The 18689-nt window shown below is 71.0% G+C and carries 15 protein-coding genes; 9 read left to right on the top strand and 6 right to left on the bottom strand.

Features of this window, described 5'->3' with window-relative positions:
- Positions 1–21: 21 nt before the first annotated feature.
- The 3 genes from OG782_RS08620 to OG782_RS08610 all read right to left on the bottom strand — a co-directional run bounded on the left by OG782_RS08620 (position 22) and on the right by OG782_RS08610 (position 3021).
- Positions 22–1320 (bottom strand): MFS transporter, encoded by a 1299-nt coding sequence (locus tag OG782_RS08620; protein WP_406448958.1) that lies wholly within the window; start codon positions 1318–1320, stop codon positions 22–24.
- Positions 1321–1383: 63 nt separating this feature from the next.
- The gene (locus OG782_RS08615; protein ID WP_406448956.1) at positions 1384–1926 is read right to left on the bottom strand and encodes a methylated-DNA--[protein]-cysteine S-methyltransferase; all 543 of its coding nucleotides are present in this window, start codon (positions 1924–1926) and stop codon (positions 1384–1386) included.
- Between the two features lie 81 nt (positions 1927–2007).
- Entirely contained in the window at positions 2008–3021 is a 1014-nt protein-coding gene (locus OG782_RS08610) for a glycerophosphodiester phosphodiesterase (protein ID WP_406448954.1), read from the bottom strand.
- A 214-nt stretch (positions 3022–3235) separates the two neighbouring features.
- On the opposite strand from OG782_RS08610, the gene OG782_RS08605 reads away from it, so the two are divergent.
- The 5 genes from OG782_RS08605 (at position 3236) to OG782_RS08585 (ending at position 10471) form a co-directional block, all read left to right on the top strand.
- Positions 3236–4123, top strand: a complete 888-nt coding sequence (locus OG782_RS08605) for an MHYT domain-containing protein (protein WP_406448952.1) — start codon at positions 3236–3238, stop codon at positions 4121–4123.
- A gap of 62 nt (positions 4124–4185) precedes the next feature.
- Positions 4186–6318 carry an excinuclease ABC subunit UvrB gene (gene uvrB / locus OG782_RS08600; RefSeq protein WP_406448950.1) on the top strand — a complete coding sequence of 711 codons (2133 nt, stop codon included), beginning with the start codon at positions 4186–4188 and terminating at the stop codon, positions 6316–6318.
- 130 nt (positions 6319–6448) lie between these two features.
- On the top strand, positions 6449–7027 hold the full coding sequence (locus OG782_RS08595) for a TerD family protein (protein ID WP_406448948.1): 579 nt from the start codon (positions 6449–6451) through the stop codon (positions 7025–7027).
- 240 nt (positions 7028–7267) lie between these two features.
- The gene (locus OG782_RS08590; protein WP_406448946.1) at positions 7268–9205 is read left to right on the top strand and encodes a TerD family protein; all 1938 of its coding nucleotides are present in this window, start codon (positions 7268–7270) and stop codon (positions 9203–9205) included.
- A gap of 252 nt (positions 9206–9457) precedes the next feature.
- Positions 9458–10471, top strand: coding sequence for a TerC family protein (locus OG782_RS08585; protein WP_406448944.1), 1014 nt, complete (start codon positions 9458–9460; stop codon positions 10469–10471).
- A gap of 57 nt (positions 10472–10528) precedes the next feature.
- Here OG782_RS08585 and OG782_RS08580 read toward each other — a convergent pair whose 3' ends face one another.
- Complete coding sequence (locus tag OG782_RS08580) at positions 10529–11185, bottom strand: MBL fold metallo-hydrolase (protein WP_406448942.1); 657 nt, start codon at positions 11183–11185, stop codon at positions 10529–10531.
- A 10-nt stretch (positions 11186–11195) separates the two neighbouring features.
- Positions 11196–11888 carry a maleylpyruvate isomerase family mycothiol-dependent enzyme gene (locus OG782_RS08575; RefSeq protein ID WP_406448940.1) on the bottom strand — a complete coding sequence of 231 codons (693 nt, stop codon included), beginning with the start codon at positions 11886–11888 and terminating at the stop codon, positions 11196–11198.
- Between the two features lie 175 nt (positions 11889–12063).
- Between OG782_RS08575 and uvrA the strand changes: the two genes are divergently transcribed.
- Positions 12064–15099: an excinuclease ABC subunit UvrA gene (uvrA, locus tag OG782_RS08570; RefSeq protein ID WP_406448938.1), complete on the top strand. Its 3036-nt coding sequence runs from the start codon at positions 12064–12066 to the stop codon at positions 15097–15099.
- A 385-nt stretch (positions 15100–15484) separates the two neighbouring features.
- Entirely contained in the window at positions 15485–15913 is a 429-nt protein-coding gene (locus OG782_RS08565; protein ID WP_406448936.1) for a Rieske 2Fe-2S domain-containing protein, read from the top strand.
- A 65-nt stretch (positions 15914–15978) separates the two neighbouring features.
- Here OG782_RS08565 and OG782_RS08560 read toward each other — a convergent pair whose 3' ends face one another.
- A complete protein-coding gene (locus OG782_RS08560; protein WP_406448934.1) occupies positions 15979–16905 on the bottom strand; it encodes a hypothetical protein in 927 nt (308 codons plus the stop codon).
- A gap of 232 nt (positions 16906–17137) precedes the next feature.
- On the opposite strand from OG782_RS08560, the gene OG782_RS08555 reads away from it, so the two are divergent.
- Together OG782_RS08555 and OG782_RS08550 are read left to right on the top strand one after the other, a co-directional pair.
- A complete protein-coding gene (locus OG782_RS08555) occupies positions 17138–17770 on the top strand; it encodes a papain-like cysteine protease family protein (protein ID WP_406448932.1) in 633 nt (210 codons plus the stop codon).
- 4 nt (positions 17771–17774) lie between these two features.
- The gene (locus tag OG782_RS08550) at positions 17775–18689 is read left to right on the top strand and encodes a hypothetical protein (RefSeq protein ID WP_406448930.1); all 915 of its coding nucleotides are present in this window, start codon (positions 17775–17777) and stop codon (positions 18687–18689) included.

Genomic DNA, 18689 nt, shown 5'->3' with positions numbered 1-18689 from the left:
GCAGCCGTGCCCCGGGCCGGTTCAGGCCGCGGCGGGGCGGGTGAGGGAGCGGCGCAGGGCCAGCGCCGCCAACGGCAGCAGCAGGCACGCGCCGCTGAGGTTCAGCCAGCCGTAGCCCGCCCGGGAGACGATCACCCCGGCGACCACCCCGCCGATGCCCGCCGCCGCGTTCATCGTGAGGTCCGACAGGCCCTGCACGGCGGCGCGGGCGGGCTGCGGCACGGAGTCGGTGAGCAGCGCCGAACCGGCGACCAGCCCCGCCGACCAGCCGAGTCCGAGCACGAACAGACCGGCCGCGGTCCTGCCGTGAGCGGCGCCCGCGGTTCCCGCCAGGAGCGCGGCGCAGGAGATCAGTCCGACCGCCAGTCCGATGACGGTGAGGCGGCCGAAGCGGTCCGAAAGCCATCCCATCACCGGCGAGAACGCGTACATGCCCGCGATGTGGCCGCTGATCACCAGGCCGATCAGCTGGAGGTCCGCGCCGTGATGGCCGAGGTCGACCGGGGTCATCACCATGATCGAGACCATCGCGGTGTGGGAGACGGCCACGGTCACCAGGGCCAGCCGGGCCATCGGCGACGCCCGCACGGCCGCGAGTCCCGCACGCAGTGAATGGTCCCCGGCCGTCCGGCTCTCCTGTGGGGCCAGCGCACGTGCCGTGAGCAGCGGATCGGGCCTCAGCAGCGCGGCGACCACGAGGGCGGCGAGCAGGAAGATGCCGGCTGCCCAGACGAACGGGCCCGCCGTCTCGGACACGGCGGTGCCCCGGAAGACCCGGCCCGCGGGAGCGGCGACATTGGGCCCGAGCACCGAGCCGATCGTGGTGGCCCAGATGACGGTCGAGATGGCCCGGCCGCGCCGGTCGGGTTCGGCCAGATCGGCCGCGGCGAACCGGGCCTGCAGATTGGCGGAGGAACCCGCGCCGAAGGCGGCCATGCCGAGGAGCAGCAGCGGGAAACTCTCCACCACGGTGGACAGCACCACGAGACCCGCGCCCAGCGCGCCGATCAGATACGCCAGCACGAGGCCGGGGCGCCGGCCCCGCGAGGTCATCAGCGCGGCCAGCGGCAGCGACAGCAGAGCCGTCCCGGCCACCGATGCGGTGGGGGCGAGGCCCGACAGCGCCTCGGAGCCGCTGACCTGGGTCGCCAGCACGGGGGCCAGGGCGATGCCGATGGGTACGCCGAGGCCGCCGAGTATCTGGCCTGCGATGAGGACGGCGGACGTCCTGCGGCGGAGTCCGGGCAGGTCGGCCGCGGTGACACGCCCGGCGGGGATCGGCCCGCCCGGGGTGTCGGAGGCGTCGAGGGTGTTGGTCACTGGCGCAGTGTGCCAGCACGTACGCATGTACGAAAATGGGGTGGGGTGATCCCCGGCCCGGGATCAGAACAACGGCTGCGGCAGCACGCCCTCCAGGGCCAGCAGCTGCCGCTTGGTCTCCAGACCCCCGCCGAAACCGCCGAGCCCGCCGCCGCTCTCCACCACGCGGTGGCAGGGCACCACGACCGGCAGCGGATTGGAACCCATGGCCGCTCCCACCGCCTGGGCCGCCCCTGGCTGCCCGACCCGCTCGGCGAGGTCCCCGTAACCGGCGACCGCACCGTACGGCACGCCCGCAGCCAGCTCGCGGAGCACCTGGCGGTTGAAGCCGCCGGTCAGCGACCAGTCCAGCTCGAGCGAGAACTCCCGCAGCGTCCCCGCGAAGTACGCCGCGAACTGGCGTATCGGCTCGGCGAGCCGGGCGGAGCCGGGTGCCTCCACGGGTTCGGCGCCGAGCCGGCCGCGCAGCTGGGCCAGCGCCCTGTCCCGTATCTCCGGGCTGGCGTGGAAGACCACGCTCACCAGCCCGGCATCGGTCGCGGCCAGCAGCAGCGGGCCGATGTCACTCCCGACCACGGCCCACTCGACAACCCCGTCGCTGTTCATGGGAACCACCGTACGACCGGCCACTGACATCGGACCGTGCAACGGTCGTGACGGCGGTCCGCGGGAGAGCCGGAAGGGCTTTCAGCGGTCCGGGTTCCCGACGGGCCCGCGGGGCCGGCCGGCCATGGCCTCGCGCACCACGTCGGGGGTGTTGGTGATGATGCCGTCCACGCCGAAGTCCGCGACCCGGAGCGCGTGCGCCGCGTCGTTGACGATCCAGGTGTTGACCCGGAGCCTCTTGTCGTGCGGCCCCTTCAGAGCGTGCACCGCGGCCACGTAGTCGTCCGAGACCGAGGTGTACGGCGGGTTGATCTGGTCGGTGAACTCGGCGTATGCGGGCAGATCGGCGACGGCCGGGGTACCGAGGAAGCCCGTGGTCACGTCCGGGCGCAGCGCGTGCACCCTGCGCACGCTGTCGGCCCCGAAGCTCTGGATCACCAGGCGGTTCCTGACGTGGCCGGGGTCCAGCCACCCCTCCTCACGCAGCACCCGCAGGGTCGCCGGCTCGATCCCCGGGTAGATCTCGGGACTCTTGATCTCCAGCAGCAGGTTCTGGCCGTTGCGGCCGATCCGGTTCAGGTACTGCCGGAGGGTGGGCACCCGGGTCCCGGCGTACTGGGGACCGAACCAGCTGCCCGCGTCCAGCCGGGCGATCTCCGCGGACGTGAAGTCCTTGACCGCCCAGGGCGCACGGTCCGGGAAGACCTGCTCGACGTCGGTGGTCCGCTTCAGATCGGTGTCGTGGATGACGACCAGCACACCGTCCCTGGTGGACTGGACGTCGTTCTCCACCCAGTCGAAGCCGAGGGCGTCGGCCTTGTCCACGGCGGCCAGGGTGTTCTCGGGCGCGTAGGCCGACGCGCCCCGGTGGGCGAGGACGAGCGGGGTGCGGGTCAGATCCGTGGCCCGGCCCCTCAGCGACCGGGCGCCGGCGGCTGTCGTGTACCGGTTCGTGACGGTGTGAGGGGTCGCCGTCGCGGAACGCCCGGCGGCGGTGGTGTCCGTGACCGGTGCAGCGGTGGTCGACATCATCAACGTGCCGGCGCCCAGCAGGGCGGCGGCAGCGACGGAGGCGGTTGCGGTGCCTGCGTACACGTGGACTCCTTGCGTCGGAGTTGGCGGACGGCCCAAGCGTTCCAGCCGCCGCCGAACGGGGATGAGGTGAAGGATGGCCACGACGTGAACGCACCCCGGGGACCGGGTCATGGGCCGCCGCCCCTGTCGATAAAATGCAGCCCTTCTGTTTGTTTGCCGGGCCTTGCGCCTTAGGGTCGTCCGAACCCGGGCTTCTGCGAAGGGCGTACTGAGGATGCACGGCACAATCGACGGATTCAGCTACGGGGCGGTGACCCCGGCCGCGGCGTTCCTCATGGCCTGCCTCGGCTCGGCACTCGGCCTGCGCTGCACCACTCGGTCGCTGCGCACCGAACGGTCCTTCAAGGCCGGCTGGCTGGCTCTCGGTGCCACCTCCATAGGCTCGGGCATCTGGACCATGCACTTCATCGCGATGGCCGGTTTCTCCGTCGTGGAGGTACCGATCGGCTACGACAAGCCGATCACCTTCGCCAGCCTCGCCGTCGCGATCGGCATGGTCGGAATCGGGATCTTCCTCGTCGGCTACCGGGGCGCCACCCGCATGGCACTGGTGACGGGAGGCACGATCACCGGACTCGGCGTGGCCTCCATGCACTACCTCGGCATGGCCGGTATGCGACTTGATGGGCAGTTCGAGTACGACACGCTCACCGTGTCGCTCTCCGTCGTCGTCGCCGTGGTGGCCTCGACCGCCGCACTGTGGGCCGCAGTCTCCATCCACGGCTTCCTGCCCAGCCTCGGTGCCAGCATCGTGATGGGCGTCGCGGTGAGCGGAATGCACTACACGGGCATGGCCGCACTCCGGGTCCATCTGCACCCCGCCGCCCTCGACGGCCGCCCCGCCGGGGAGAGCGCCACCACACTGCTCGTGCCCATGCTGATCGGCCCGGCCTGCTTCCTGCTGCTCGCCGCGGTCGTCGTGATGTTCGACCCCCTGGTGGTCATGGGCACCCCGGACTGGAACGACCCCGGTGCCCCGCAAGGGGCCGGACGGGCCCCCGGAATCCCCGCCCAGCGCCAGATACCGCGCTTCGGCACGCACGCCGACCCGGCGTCCTTCCACTCGCAGCCCCGCGACGCCGTTCAGCCCCGGGACTGGTGACCGGGACCCGGCACAGCCACTGACCGGGCCCCGTTGTCAGTGGCGGGTCGTACGGTGGTTCCATGCGGCCCGTTTCGAAGATCGAACGTTCGGTGGCGCCTTTCGAGGTCGTCAGTCCCTTCCAGCCCAGCGGCGACCAGCCCGCGGCCATCGCCGAGCTGGAGAAGCGCGTCAGGGCAGGTGAGAAGGATGTCGTGCTCCTCGGCGCGACCGGCACCGGAAAGTCGGCGACCACCGCCTGGATGATCGAGAAGCTGCAGCGCCCCACCCTGGTGATGGCGCCGAACAAGACCCTCGCCGCCCAGCTGGCCAACGAGTTCCGCGAGCTCCTGCCGAACAACGCCGTCGAGTACTTCGTCTCGTACTACGACTACTACCAGCCCGAGGCGTACGTCCCGCAGTCGGACACCTACATCGAGAAGGACTCCTCGATCAACGAGGAGGTCGAGCGGCTGCGCCACTCCGCGACCAACTCGCTGCTCACCCGGCGCGACGTCATCGTGGTCGCCTCCGTCTCCTGCATCTACGGCCTCGGCACCCCGCAGGAGTACGTGGACCGGATGGTCCAGCTCAAGGTGGGCGACGAGATCGACCGCGACCAGCTGCTGCGCCGCTTCGTGGAGATCCAGTACAGCCGCAACGACCTGGCGTTCACCCGGGGCAGCTTCCGGGTGCGCGGCGACACCATCGAGATCTTCCCGGTCTACGAGGAGCTCGCCGTCCGCATCGAGATGTTCGGTGACGAGATCGAGGCGCTCTCCACCCTCCACCCGCTGACCGGCGAGGTCATCAGCGAGGACGAGTCGCTCCACGTGTTCCCCGCCAGCCACTACGTGGCGGGACCGGAGCGCATGGAGAAGGCCGTCAGCGGCATCGAGCAGGAGCTGGAGCAGCGCCTGGCCGAGCTGGAGAAGCAGGGCAAGATGCTGGAGGCCCAGCGGCTGCGGATGCGCACCACGTACGACATCGAGATGCTCCGCCAGATCGGCACCTGCTCCGGCGTCGAGAACTACTCGATGCACTTCGACGACCGTGCCCCCGGCACCGCTCCCAACACCCTTCTCGACTACTTCCCCGACGACTTCCTCCTCGTCCTGGACGAGTCTCACGTCACCGTGCCCCAGATCGGCGCGATGTACGAGGGCGACGCCTCCCGCAAGCGGACCCTCGTCGACCACGGCTTCCGGCTGCCGTCCGCCCTGGACAACCGCCCGCTGAAGTGGGAGGAGTTCCTCGGCCGGATCAACCAGACGGTCTACCTCTCCGCCACCCCCGGCAAGTACGAGCTGTCCCGGGGCGACGGCTTCGTGGAGCAGATCATCCGCCCCACCGGCCTGGTCGACCCGGAGGTCGTCGTCAAGCCCACCGAGGGCCAGATCGACGACCTGGTGCACGAGATCCGCAAGCGCACCGAGAAGGACGAGCGGGTCCTGGTCACCACCCTCACCAAGAAGATGTCGGAGGACCTCACCGACTACTTCCTGGAGCTCGGCATCCAGGTCCGCTATCTGCACAGCGACGTCGACACCCTGCGCCGTATCGAACTGCTGCGGGAGCTGCGCTCCGGCGAGTACGACGTCCTGGTCGGCATCAACCTCCTGCGCGAGGGCCTCGACCTGCCCGAGGTGTCGCTCGTGGCCATTCTCGACGCCGACAAGCAGGGCTTCCTGCGTTCGGGCACCTCACTGATCCAGACCATCGGACGCGCGGCCCGTAACGTGTCGGGGCAGGTCCATATGTACGCGGACAAGATCACCCCGGCGATGGCGCAGGCGATCGACGAGACCAACCGCCGCCGCGAGAAGCAGATCGCGTACAACACCGAGCGAGGCCTCGACCCGCAGCCGCTGCGCAAGAAGATCAACGACATCGTCGCGACGATCGCCCGCGAGGAGGTCGACACCGAGCAGTTGCTCGGCACCGGATACCGGCAGGGGAAGGGCACCAAGGCACCCGTGCCGTCGCTGGGCATCAAGACCGGTGCCGCGAAGGGGAAGGCGGGGAAGGCCGGCGGGAGCGGACCGGTGGTCACCGACCGCCCGGCCACCGAGCTCGCCGGGATCATCGAGGAGATGACCGACCGGATGCGCGCGGCCGCCGCGGACCTGCAGTTCGAGGTGGCCGCCCGACTGCGTGACGAGGTCGGGGAGTTGAAGAAGGAGTTGCGCCAGATGCGGGAGGCGGGTCTGGCCTGACCCCGTCGCACCTGGTGTGTTGCAGGACCGACACAAAACGGCCCGGAACCTCGGCGCCGGTGGCACGACTGCGTAGGGTGCTGGAAACCGCGCAAGGACGGTTGCGGGGACAGCGGAGAGGGGACAGCGCGTGACGGTCAATATGACCAAGGGTCAGGCCATCAGCCTGCAGAAGAGCGACGGGGGGACCCTGACCGCGGTACGGATGGGGCTCGGCTGGCAGGCGGCGCCGCGCCGCGGTCTGTTCGGCTCGCGCACCAGGGAGATCGACCTGGACGCCTCGGCGGTCCTGTTCGCCGACAAGCAGCCGGTCGACGTCGTCTTCTTCCGGCACCTCGTCAGCGATGACGGCTCGGTCAAGCACACCGGGGACAACCTGGTCGGCGGCGCCGGTTCGGGCGGCGACGACGAGGCGATCCTGGTCGACCTCCAGCGGGTGCCGGTCCACATCGACCAGATCGTCTTCACGGTGAACTCCTTCACCGGCCAGACGTTCCAGGAGGTGCAGAACGCCTTCTGCCGCATCGTGGACGAGACCAACGGCCAGGAACTCGCCCGCTACACGCTGGACGGCGGCGGGCAGTACACCGCCCAGATCATGGCGAAGGTGCACCGCTCCGGGAACGGGTGGCAGATGACCGCCATCGGCACCCCGGCCAACGGCCGCACCTTCCAGGACCTCATGCCGTCGATCCTGCCTCACCTGTAGGCCGGCGCCGGACCGGCAAGGTCCGCATCGCGGTATGCGCAGCTCCCGGTGGCATCGGCCGCCGGGAGCTGCACCGCATCACAGCACCCGGCCGCACCCGGTGCCGGGCGGACCCGCACCGCACACGGACACCGCACCACACACGGACGCCGCACCGCACACGGACAACGCACCGCACACGGACACCGCACCACGTACACCACCGCATCGCGCAGCAGCACTCGTCGAGGGGACAGGGCAATGACGGCCGAGCTGGTCCGGGGGCAGAACCACACGTTGCCCCAGACCCGTCTGGAGATCCGGGTTTCGGCCGGCGCACCCGTCGTGGCCGGAGCCACGCTCGGGGACGAGCGCGGCACGGTGCGCGGTGTCGAGTGGATCGCCCACCCCGGATCGCCGCAGCTGCCGGGGCTCGAGGTGTCCAGGCAGGCCGCGGCCGACCACCGGCTCGCCGTCGACCTGGACGCCCTGCCCGATGAGGTCCACCGGGTCACGGTGCTGCTGGCCCTGCCGATGGAGGCGGGGGGTCCGACCCGGTTCGGGGCCGTCGCCTCGCCCTTCGTCGCGGTCACCGGACTCGAGGGCGCCGAGATAGCCACCTTCACCCTGACGGGCCTGGACAGCGAGTCCGCCGTCACCGCCCTGGAGCTGTACCGCAGGCAGGGCGTCTGGAAGGTCCGCGCGGTCGGCCAGGGCTATGCGGGCGGCCTCGCCGCGATGCTCGCCGACCAGGGCCTGGACCGGGCGGCCGAGCTGGCCGGTTCGATCCAGGAAGCGGTCGCCCGCGGCATGGCCCGCTCCGTGGCGCCGCCCCCGCCCCGCACCCCGGAGGGCGACCGGGTCCGGCACGCCCCGGGTCCGGCCGGTGGGCAGCCGCCCGTCCCGCCGGCGGCCGCCCCGCAGCCCCAGCCCCTGGCCGAACCCACCGCGCCCGCCGCTCCGGGGATCCCGGGCGGCCCCATCGACTACGCGCACCCGCGCCGCCAGTCCACCGCGCCCCCGCCGCCCCCGCCCGTCGCGCCGCCGGCCCGGCCCGGACAGCCCGCCCAGCCCGTCGCGGGGGATGCGACCGGCTGGTCCATGGACGAGCGCCTCTACAACCAGGTCTGGGGCATGTTCGAGGACCTGGCCCGGGCCGCCGCCGCGTACCGCAGTGCCGTCGACTTCGCCGAGTCCCGGATGGACCAGGAGCTGGAGCGGACCCTGTCCGATCCGCGCAGCCGGATCGGCGGCGCGGGCGACCGGGCCCGTGAGGAGGCCCGGGCCAAGCGCGACGAACTGACCGGCCGGGCCCGGGAGGCGCTGGACCGCGACCTCGCCCAGCTCGCCGCCGAGGCCGCCGTCGTGGAACCCGCGCTCCCCGCCTCGTACGCGGGCTGGGACAACCCCGTCTGGCACGGCTACCGTGTCCCGATGGAGATCCCCATGGCCCTGCGGATCGGCGATCTCCATCTGCCGGAGAGCGCCGCCCTGCGCATCCCGCTGCTCGTCAGGCTGCCGTTGGAGCGGGGCATCTGGATCGACAGCGGGCGCACCGCGTCCGAGGCCGCCGCCCTGACCGATGCGGACCAGCTGCGGCGCATGGCCATGGAGAGCGCGGTCCTGCACGCCGCCCGGCTGCTGGCCGTGTACCCGGCGAACGAGTTCTCGGTCCATGTCATCGACCCGGCCGGATCGGCCGCCGGGCCGCTCGCCCCGCTGGTCCGCTCCGGGGTGCTCGCGGGTCCGCCCGCGTCCGGGCCCGGGGGAGTGTCCTCGGTGCTCGCCCGGCTCACCCGGCGGGTCGACCTGGTGCAGATGGCGATCCGGGCCGGTGCGGCCGATTCACTGCCGCCCGACCTGGACCCGGCCGAGCAGTTGCTGATCGTCAACGACTTCCCGCACGGCTTCGACGACCGCGCCGTCACCCAGCTGCGCTACCTCGCCGACGAGGGGCCGTCCGTCGGCGTCCATCTCCTGATGGTCGCGGACCGGGAGGACGCCTCCGCCTACGGGCCGGTGCTCGACCCGCTGTGGCGCTCCCTGCTCCGGATCACCCCGGTTGCCGACGACCATCTGGCCGACCCCTGGGTCGGTCACGCCTGGACGTACGAACCGCCGGTCACCCCGCCGGGCAGTGCGGTCCTGGAACAGGTGCTGGCCCGGGTGGCCACCGCGCGCCGCACCGGACACCGCTGAGTAAACGACCTGGACCAACCGCCCTGACCTGCAATTTTGAAGATCCTTTACCCCTTTCTTTACCTTTCCTTGGTGTTCCCTGTACTGTTCATTGAGCGGAGGGGAGTACTCCCATACGCGACGTTCCCGTCAGTACGGACTGTGACCGGTCCCGGGGCGTCGGCCCAGGCGCGCACCCCGTGCGCCCGGGTGGAAGAGACCTCCGGCAGCGACGACGCTGATCAGTAGCCGTAGCGAACTGCCGGAGGCGCAGTGGACGTTTCATGGACCCTCTGGGCGCTGACCATTCTTGGTCTGAGCGCCCTCATCGCCGTCGACTTCTTCATCGGGCGCAAGCCCCATGACGTGTCGACCAAGGAAGCCGGAATCTGGACGATCGTCTGGATCGCGCTGGCGGCACTCTTCGGACTCGGCCTGCTCGTCTTCGGCGAGAGCCAGGCCTCGGGCGAGTTCTTCGCCGGCTTCATCACCGAGAAGTCGCTGAGTGTCGACAACCTCTTCGTCTTCGTGCTGATCATGGCGAAGTTCTCGGTGCCCTCCCACCTCCAGCAGCGGGTGCTGCTCGTCGGCGTGCTGATCGCGCTGGTGCTGCGGGCGATCTTCATCGCCGCCGGCGCCGCGGTCATCGCCAACTTCTCGTGGGTCTTCTACATCTTCGGCGCGTTCCTGATCTACACCGCCTGGAAGCTCATCCAGGAGGCGCGGGCCGACGAGGAGGAAGAGGAGTTCGAGGAGAACCGGCTCCTCAAGAACATCGAGCGCCGCTTCGGTGTCGCCGACCGGTACCACGGCACCAAGCTCTTCATCCGCAACAACGGCAAGCGCGTCCTGACGCCCCTGATGGTCGTGATGCTCGCCATCGGCACCACCGATGTGCTGTTCGCGCTGGACTCGATCCCGGCGATCTTCGGTCTGACTCAGGACCCGTACATCGTCTTCACGGCCAACGCCTTCGCCCTGATGGGCCTGCGCCAGCTGTACTTCCTGATCGGCGGCCTGCTCAAGAAGCTGGTCCACCTCAGCTACGGGCTCTCGGTCATCCTCGGGTTCATCGGCATCAAGCTGGTGCTGCACGCCCTGCACGAGTCCGGGGTGAACGTCCCCGAGATCTCCATCCCGGTCTCGCTCGGCGTCATCTGCGGCGTGCTGGTGATCACCACGATCACGAGCCTCATCGCCAACAAGAAGCAGGCCGAGGCCGATGCGGCGGTGGAGTCGGCGAAGACCGACGACGCCGCGGACAAGGGCGCCGGCATCGACGCCTGAGCCGCCTGAGCGGAGACGGGGGCCGGACGCGCGTCGCGTGTCCGGCCCCCGTCGTCGTCACCAGCCCCGGGCGCGCCACTCCGGCAGGTGCGGACGCTCGTCGCCCAGGGTGGTGTCGTGACCGTGCCCCGGATAGACCCAGGTCTCGTCCGGCAGCGGGGCGAAGAGCTTCGTCTCCACGTCGTGCAGCAGGCTCACGAACGCTTCGGGGTCCTTGAACGTGTTGCCGACCCCGCCCGGGAAGAGGCAGTCCCCGGTGAACACGTGCGGAGCGCCGTGCGGGTCGTCGTAGATGAGCGCGATCGAGCCCGGGGTGTGACCGGTCAGATGGCGGGCGGTCAGCGAGACCTGCCCGACCCGGATCGTGCCGTTGTCGTCGACGAGTACATCGGTCGGGACCGGGATCCCCTCGGCGTCGAACCGCCCGGCGTACGTACGCGCGCCGGTGGCCGCCACCACCTCGCCCAGCGCCTGCCAGTGGTCGCCGTGCCGATGGGTGGTGACGACCGAGGCGATCGAGTCGTCGCCGATCAGCTGCAGCAGCGTTCCGGCGTCGGCGGCCGCGTCGATCAGCAGTTGCTCGCCGGTGGCCCGGCAGCGCAGCAGATAGGCGTTGTTGTTCATCGGACCGACGGCCGCCTTGGAGATCATCAGATCCGTCAGCTCGTGTACGTCCGCCCGCCCGCCGACCTTGACCGCTCCGCTGTACGTCATACCTCTCAGCCTATAGCGGGGGCAGTACGGGCAGCGGCAGTCCGCCCTCGACGGTCAGGGCCGACCCGTCGCGCCGCCCGCTGAGCCAGCCGAGCAGCTCGGGAGCCGTACCGCGGACCGCGACGGGTCCGCCCTCAGCGCCGCCGCCGGTCGTCCAGGTCCGGCCCCGGTCGTCGGCCACACCCGTCGGGACGACCGCGGGGTGCCCGGCGAAGCGTTCGGCCAGGAAGTCGATCTCCCGGGCGGTGAACTCGTCCGGCAGGTCCTCCAGCTCGTATCCGATCCCCAGGTCGACGTGGTGCAGCTCGACCTCGATGCGGCGGCGGAAGGGGATGCGGGAGGCGGAGTCCGTCACGCCGTTGCGCATCGCGACCGTGCGCGACCAGTCGGCCGGGGCCGCGGCGGCGTCCACGAAGCCGGCCGCGCTCGCGGCCAGGTCGGCGAGCTGCTCCGCCTGCGGCCGGGGCGCGTCGCGCTCGATGTCGCGGTCGCGGGTTTCGCTGTCTGCGTACATGGGCCGGCCCTGGAGAACATTTACGAGCGCGTCGGCGTTACGTGAGAGGTGGGCGACGACATGACCCCGGGTCCAGCCCGGCAGGCGCGACGGTTCGGCGAGTGCCGCGTCGTCCAGTTTCTCCGTGGCGCTGAGCAGTCGGTCGGTCGCTTCACGCAGTGCGGCCAGGTCGTGCACATGATCAGTCATGGGGCCGAGCCTAGCCCCGCCACTCATTCGGGTGAAGGAGTCATCAGCCGTCCGTAAATCGAATGCGCGTGCTATACGCTCGGAGTCGAAAGCTTCGTACACCGCTGTGGCGCCCCCCATACCCTGGGACAGGGGCTCAGTTCCCCCGCTTCTCTCTAGAAAGGTGCGGACCGGCGTGGCCGACCGTCTCATCGTCCGTGGCGCTCGCGAGCACAACCTCAAGAACGTCTCGCTCGACCTCCCCCGCGACTCCCTCATCGTCTTCACCGGGCTCTCCGGGTCGGGCAAGTCGTCGCTCGCGTTCGACACGATCTTCGCCGAGGGCCAGCGGCGCTATGTGGAGTCGCTCTCCTCGTACGCCCGGCAGTTCCTCGGCCAGATGGACAAGCCGGACGTCGACTTCATCGAGGGCCTGTCGCCCGCCGTCTCCATCGACCAGAAGTCGACCTCGCGCAACCCGCGCTCGACGGTCGGCACCATCACCGAGGTCTACGACTACCTCCGGCTGCTCTTCGCCAGGATCGGCAAGCCGCACTGTCCCGAGTGCCGCCGCCCGATCTCGCGCCAGTCGCCGCAGGCCATCGTGGACAAGGTCCTCGGCCTGCCCGAGGGCAGCCGCTTCCAGGTGCTCTCGCCGCTGGTGCGCGAGCGCAAGGGCGAGTTCGTCGATCTCTTCGCCGATCTGCAGACCAAGGGGTACAGCAGGGCCAGGGTCGACGGCGAGACCATCCAGCTCTCCGAGCCGCCCACGCTCAAGAAGCAGGAGAAGCACACCATCGAGGTGGTCATCGACCGCCTCACCGTGAAGGACAGTGCCAAGCGCCGGCTGACCGACTCGGTCGAGACCGCGCTGGGCCTCTCCGGCGGCATGGTCGTGCTCGACTTCGTCGACCTCCCCGAGGACGACCCCGAGCGTGAGCGGATGTACTCCGAGCACCTCTACTGCCCGTACGACGACCTCTCCTTCGAAGAGCTGGAGCCGCGCTCCTTCTCCTTCAACTCGCCCTTCGGCGCCTGCCCCGACTGCACGGGCATCGGTACGCGGATGGAGGTCGACCCGGAGCTGATCGTCCCGGACGAGGAGAAGTCGCTCGACGAGGGCGCCATCCACCCCTGGTCCCACGGCCACACCAAGGAGTACTTCGGCCGCCAGATCAACGCGCTGGCCGAAGCCCTCGGATTCCGTACGGACATCCCCTGGGCCGGTCTGCCGCAGCGCGCCAAGAAGGCCCTGCTCTTCGGACACAAGATCCAGACCGAGGTCCGCTACCGCAACCGGTACGGGCGCGAGCGCGCCTACACCACGCCCTCCTTCGAAGGAGCGGTGCAGTTCGTCAAGCGGCGCCACTCGGAGGCCGAGAGCGACTCCAGCCGGGAGCGCTTCGAGGGCTACATGCGCGAGGTGCCCTGCCCGACCTGTGAGGGCACCAGGCTCAAGCCGATCGTCCTGGCGGTCACGGTGATGGAGAAGTCCATCGCCCAGGTCGCCGCGATGTCGATCAGCGAGTGCGCCGAGTTCCTCGGCCGGATGAAGCTGAACGCCCGCGACAAGAAGATCGCCGAGCGGGTGCTCAAGGAGGTCAACGAGCGGCTGAAGTTCCTGGTCGACGTGGGCCTGGACTACCTCTCGCTGAACCGCGCGGCCGGCACCCTGTCCGGCGGCGAGGCCCAGCGCATCCGGCTCGCCACCCAGATCGGCTCCGGCCTGGTCGGCGTGCTCTATGTGCTGGACGAGCCGTCCATCGGCCTGCACCAGCGCGACAACCACCGGCTGATCGAGACCCTGGTCCGGCTGCGCGACATGGGCAACACGCTCATCGTCGTCGAGCACGACGAGGACACCATCAAGGTCGCCGACTGGGTCGTCGACATCGGCCCCGGCGCCGGTGAGCACGGCGGCAAGGTGGTCCACTCCGGCTCGCTCAAGGAGCTGCTGGCCAACGACAAGTCGATCACCGGCCAGTATCTGACCGGCAAGAAGTCGATCGCGATGCCCGACATCAGGCGTCCCGTCGACCCCTCGCGCCTGCTCACGGTGCACGGTGCCCGGGAGAACAACCTCCAGGACATCGACGTCTCCTTCCCGCTCGGCGTGCTGACCGCCGTGACCGGAGTCTCCGGCTCCGGGAAGTCGACGCTGGTCAACGACATCCTCTACACCCACCTGGCCCGCGAGCTGAACGGCGCCAAGTCGGTGCCCGGCCGGCACACCCGGGTCGACGGGGACGACCTGGTCGACAAGGTGGTGCACGTCGACCAGTCGCCCATCGGCCGTACGCCCCGGTCCAACCCGGCCACGTACACCGGTGTCTTCGACCACGTCCGCCGGCTGTTCGCGGAGACGATGGAGGCCAAGGTCCGTGGATACCTCCCGGGCCGGTTCTCCTTCAACGTCAAGGGCGGCCGCTGCGAGAACTGCTCCGGCGACGGCACCATCAAGATCGAGATGAACTTCCTCCCGGACGTGTACGTGCCGTGCGAGGTCTGCCACGGAGCGCGCTACAACCGGGAGACCCTGGAGGTCCACTACAAGGGCAAGTCCATCGCCGAGGTGCTGGACATGCCGATCGAGGAGGGCCTGGCGTTCTTCGAGGCCGTCCCGACCATCGCCCGCCACCTGCGCACGCTCAACGAGGTCGGCCTGGGATACGTCAGGCTCGGGCAGTCCGCCCCGACGCTCTCCGGCGGTGAGGCACAGCGGGTGAAGCTGGCCAGCGAGCTCCAGAAGCGTTCGACCGGGCGCACGGTCTACGTCCTGGACGAGCCGACCACCGGTCTGCACTTCGAGGACATCTCCAAGCTGATCAAGGTGCTCTCCGGCCTGGTCGACAAGGGCAACTCGGTGATCGTCATCGAGCACAACCTCGATGTCATCAAGACCGCGGACTGGGTCATCGACATGGGGCCCGAGGGGGGCAACGGCGGCGGCCTGGTCATCGCCGAGGGCACCCCGGAGTATGTGGCCGGCGTCCCCGCCAGCCACACCGGGAAGTTCCTCCAGGGCATCCTGGACGCGGACCGGGTGAGCGAGGCGGCCGTGCCGACGGCGCGCAAGCCGGCCCGGAAGACGGCCGCGAAGAAGGCGGTCGCCGCCAAGTCGGCCCCCGCCAGGAAGACGGCGACGGCGAAGACCGCCACGGCGAAGACCGCCGGGACGGCCGCGGCGAAGAAGCCCGCGGCCAAGAAGGCGACCCGCGCGCGCAAGGCCTGACGAGACGGCCCGCCGTCCGGGCCGGACAGCGCGTAGCGACGGACGTCCCGACGGACGTCCCGACGGACGTCCCGACGGACGTCCCGACGGACGTCCCGACGGACGTCCCGACGGACGTCCCGACGGACGTCCCGAGGTGGCGGCCCCTTCCGAGGAGGCCGCCACCTTCTTGTGCCTCACCTCGCCCTGCCTCACCTCGCCCTGCCCCGCTCGCGCTGCCTCGCCCTCCGCCCCTGCCCTGACCAGGCACGATCGGGTGTGCCCGGCCCGGGCGCAGGAGCGTCCGTCTCCGCCGGTATCGTCGGTTACGTCACCGATGCCGCTGCTGCGCAGGGCGCCCCGGGCATCCCTGACACCCGCTGCCCCTCTGACCCGTGGAGACCGCATGCCCGGCCAGCCCACCGCCCGCCGCACCGTGCTGAAGGGCGCCGCTCTCGCGGGCGTCGCCGGGCTGGGAGTGGCCGCCTGCTCGACCGACTCGAAGCTCGGGCACGCCGAGACGCCGACCCCCACCGCACCCGTCGAGCTCGGTGCGCCGGACGAGGTTCCCGTCGGTGAGTCCAAGCTCTACCGCGAGCAGCGCGTCATCGTCAGCTGCCCGGCCAAGGGGCAGTACAAGGCGTTCAGCGCCCAGTGCACCCACGCGGGCTGCCTGCTGGACAGGGTCGAGAAGAACGAGGGGCACTGCCCCTGCCACGGCAGCCTCTTCGACACCACGACCGGCAAGGCCCTGCACGGCCCCGCGACCGTGCCGCTGCCCTCCGTCCCGGTCAGAGTCGAGGGCGGGAAGCTGATCGCGGGCCCCGACGCCTGACCCGGCCGCCCCCCGGCCGCCAACCGGCCCAGCCGCTCACCGCCGCGGCCGCCCACCGGCCGGCGTCACTCCCAGTCCCAGTCGATGCCGACCAGGCCGGGCCGCACCCCCTGTTCCACCAGATGCACGGTCCGGTGCCGGCCGGTGAGCGTGAGGTCGGTCCGCGCGCCGCGCGGTGCGCCCGCCGAGACCTGTGCGAAGCGCCGGCACCGGACCGGCAGCGCCTCCTCGTCGAACCGGACCTGCAGTACGTACTGCCCGCCGCCGAAGCTGAAGCCGCGGACGTACTCGACGCAGGGCCCTCCCGTACCGTCCTCGAAGCCGTAGCCGAAGAGGTACGTCTCGCCGGCCCGCAGCCGGGTGTCGAAGAGCAGCTCCGCGACCAGCACACCCGTCTCCGCGTCCCAGCGGACCCGCCCCGTCCGGCAGTTCTCCCGGGCGCCCACTTCGACCCGCGCCGGATCGCAGCCCGGATCGCCGCGGTACACGGCGAGATAGCGGTCGATGCCGTCGCGGTGGGCGCGTACGACGTGCTGTGAGTCCCGGCGCTGCATCTGGCGGCCGGGACCGATCCGTACCCGCTCCTGATGCCCCACCGTGTGCAGCCCGCCGTCCGCGGGTGACTCCATCGCCGCGAGCAGCCGCTCCACCGCACCGGACGCCTCGACCAGGGAACGGTAGGAGCGGGCCGGCGGGCGGTCGGCGTCCGTGCGGGACTCCTCGTCCTCCAGCAGCCCGAGCAGCGAGTTCCCCGGCAGCTCCAGCACCTCCTCCAGCGCCTTCACGGCCCGCAGGGACTCCGGGCGCTGCGGGCGCCGGGCGCCCTGCTGCCAGTAACTCAGGCTGGTCACTCCGACCTTGACCCCCCGGTGCGCCAGATGGTGCTGCACCCGCTGGAGGGGCAGCCCGCGCACCGAGAGCGCGGTACGCAGCGCCAGATGGAACGGGCCGGTGTGCAGCACCTGCGCCAGTTCGGCCTCGGTGTGCTGCATGGGTCCTCCAGGTGAACGTTCACGACGGGCGGGCCGTGGAGCCGCGCCGACGGGTGCCGGACCGCAGGTGGCCGGGGGAGGGCGTTCACGCACCCGCCACCGGCGTTCACACCGCGATGTTCCCCCGCATTGAAGCGTGTTGACCCGTTCCCGACAACGGTTGATGCTCCTCGACAGCGTCCGGACGCGCTCCTTGGAATCCCCGCCCCGCCCCCGCCCCGGGAGGAACGCCATGCGCAACCGAAGAGTCCGGCCGGGACGGCTGTCTGTGACAGCCGTTCTCGCCGCCGTACTGCTCGCCGCACCCACGGCGACCGCCACCGCCGCGAACCAGGACCACGGCGCCACCCGCGACCACACCGCAGTAGCGACGGGCACCTTGGCCGCCGCCCAGCGGCTGAACATCACCATGCAGGCCCAGCAGAAGACGAACTGGTGCTGGGCCGCCGCCGGCAACACCATCGCCACCTGGTTCGGCAGGAACTACACCCAGAACCAGTTCTGCAACGCCGCCTTCGGCCGCGCCCAGGGCTACGAGTGCCCCAACTCGCAGGCCTCGCTCGGCAACGTCCAGGACGGTCTGTCCTGGGCCGGCATCAATCCCGGCTCGTACGTCACCGGCTGGCTGCGCTACCCGACCGTGCAGGCCGAGATAGCCGCCGGACGGCCGGTGGAGACCCGCATCCAGTGGTCCTCGGGCGGCGGTCACATGCACGTCCTCTACGGATACGACGACGCGAACAGCTGGGTCTACTGGGGCGATCCCTGGCCCTCCAGCAACCGCTACAACTGGGCCTCGCACGCCTGGTACGTGAACAACAGCGAGTTCTCCTGGACCCACTCGCTCTACCGGATCGGGGCGTGACGGCATGACCTCCACCAGTTCCCCGGACCGATCCGCCGCGCGTACCGTGCGCGGCGCACGCCCGTTCGCCGCCGCCCTGGCCGCGAGCGGCCTGCTGGCCGGAGCCGCCCTGCTCACCGTCGCCCCGCAGGCCGCCGCGGCCACCGGCCCCTCGGCCACCCCGGCGGCCCTGGCGGCCGCCCACGAGGCGGCCACCGACCCGGCGACCCTGGACACGCTGTCGAGGTTCTTCGCCCGCGAGGGCGCGGTCACCAGGTCGGCGGCCGCGCCGCGGATCCAGGGCGCGGCCGTTCCCGTACGCACCCTGTCCGCGGACTTCGTCGCGGGTGAACCGGGAGCGCCCATCGCCGCGCTGGACTACCTGGCCAGCACGGCGGTCTCCTCGGACGGACAGAAGGCCTCCCTCTGGACGCTTCCCGAGCCGGGGAAGGACGGGAGCTGGCAGGTGGTGAACATCGCCACCGGTGACGACGAGACCCGGTACGCGGCCGAGGGCGCCCGCAAACTGCCCGGCGGCATCGTCTTCCGGGAGCCGCAGATAGACGCCTGGTACGTGCAGAAGGGCAGCCGGGTGCTCCCGCTCGACGCGGACGCCGTCCGTGCGGTCGGTGCGGACGGCACCACCCGGGCCGCCTACGGCACCCGGGTCCGGGCCGCGTACGCGGACAAGCTCCCCGGCTCCGGCTACGCCCGCGCGGGCCGGGCCGGTGGATACGGCCCCTCCGGTGCACAGGCCGGCACCGGCCGGCCCGGGCCCGCCATCGCGGCGGACGCCGCAGCGGACGCCCCCGGTGGCACCACCGCGGACACCGCTCTGACCGCGAGCTCGGCGGCCGCCGCCGTGGGCGCAGCCGCCGTACTCGCCCTCTGCGCGGTCACGGCCCTGCGCCACCGGGCCCGCCGCCGCACGACCCGGTGA

Source organism: Streptomyces sp. NBC_00876 (assembly GCF_045207435.1).
Classification (GTDB): Bacteria; Actinomycetota; Actinomycetes; order Streptomycetales; family Streptomycetaceae; genus Streptomyces.
The sequence above is the reverse complement of the archived record's forward strand: the minus strand, read 5'-3'. Positions and strand labels throughout refer to the sequence as shown.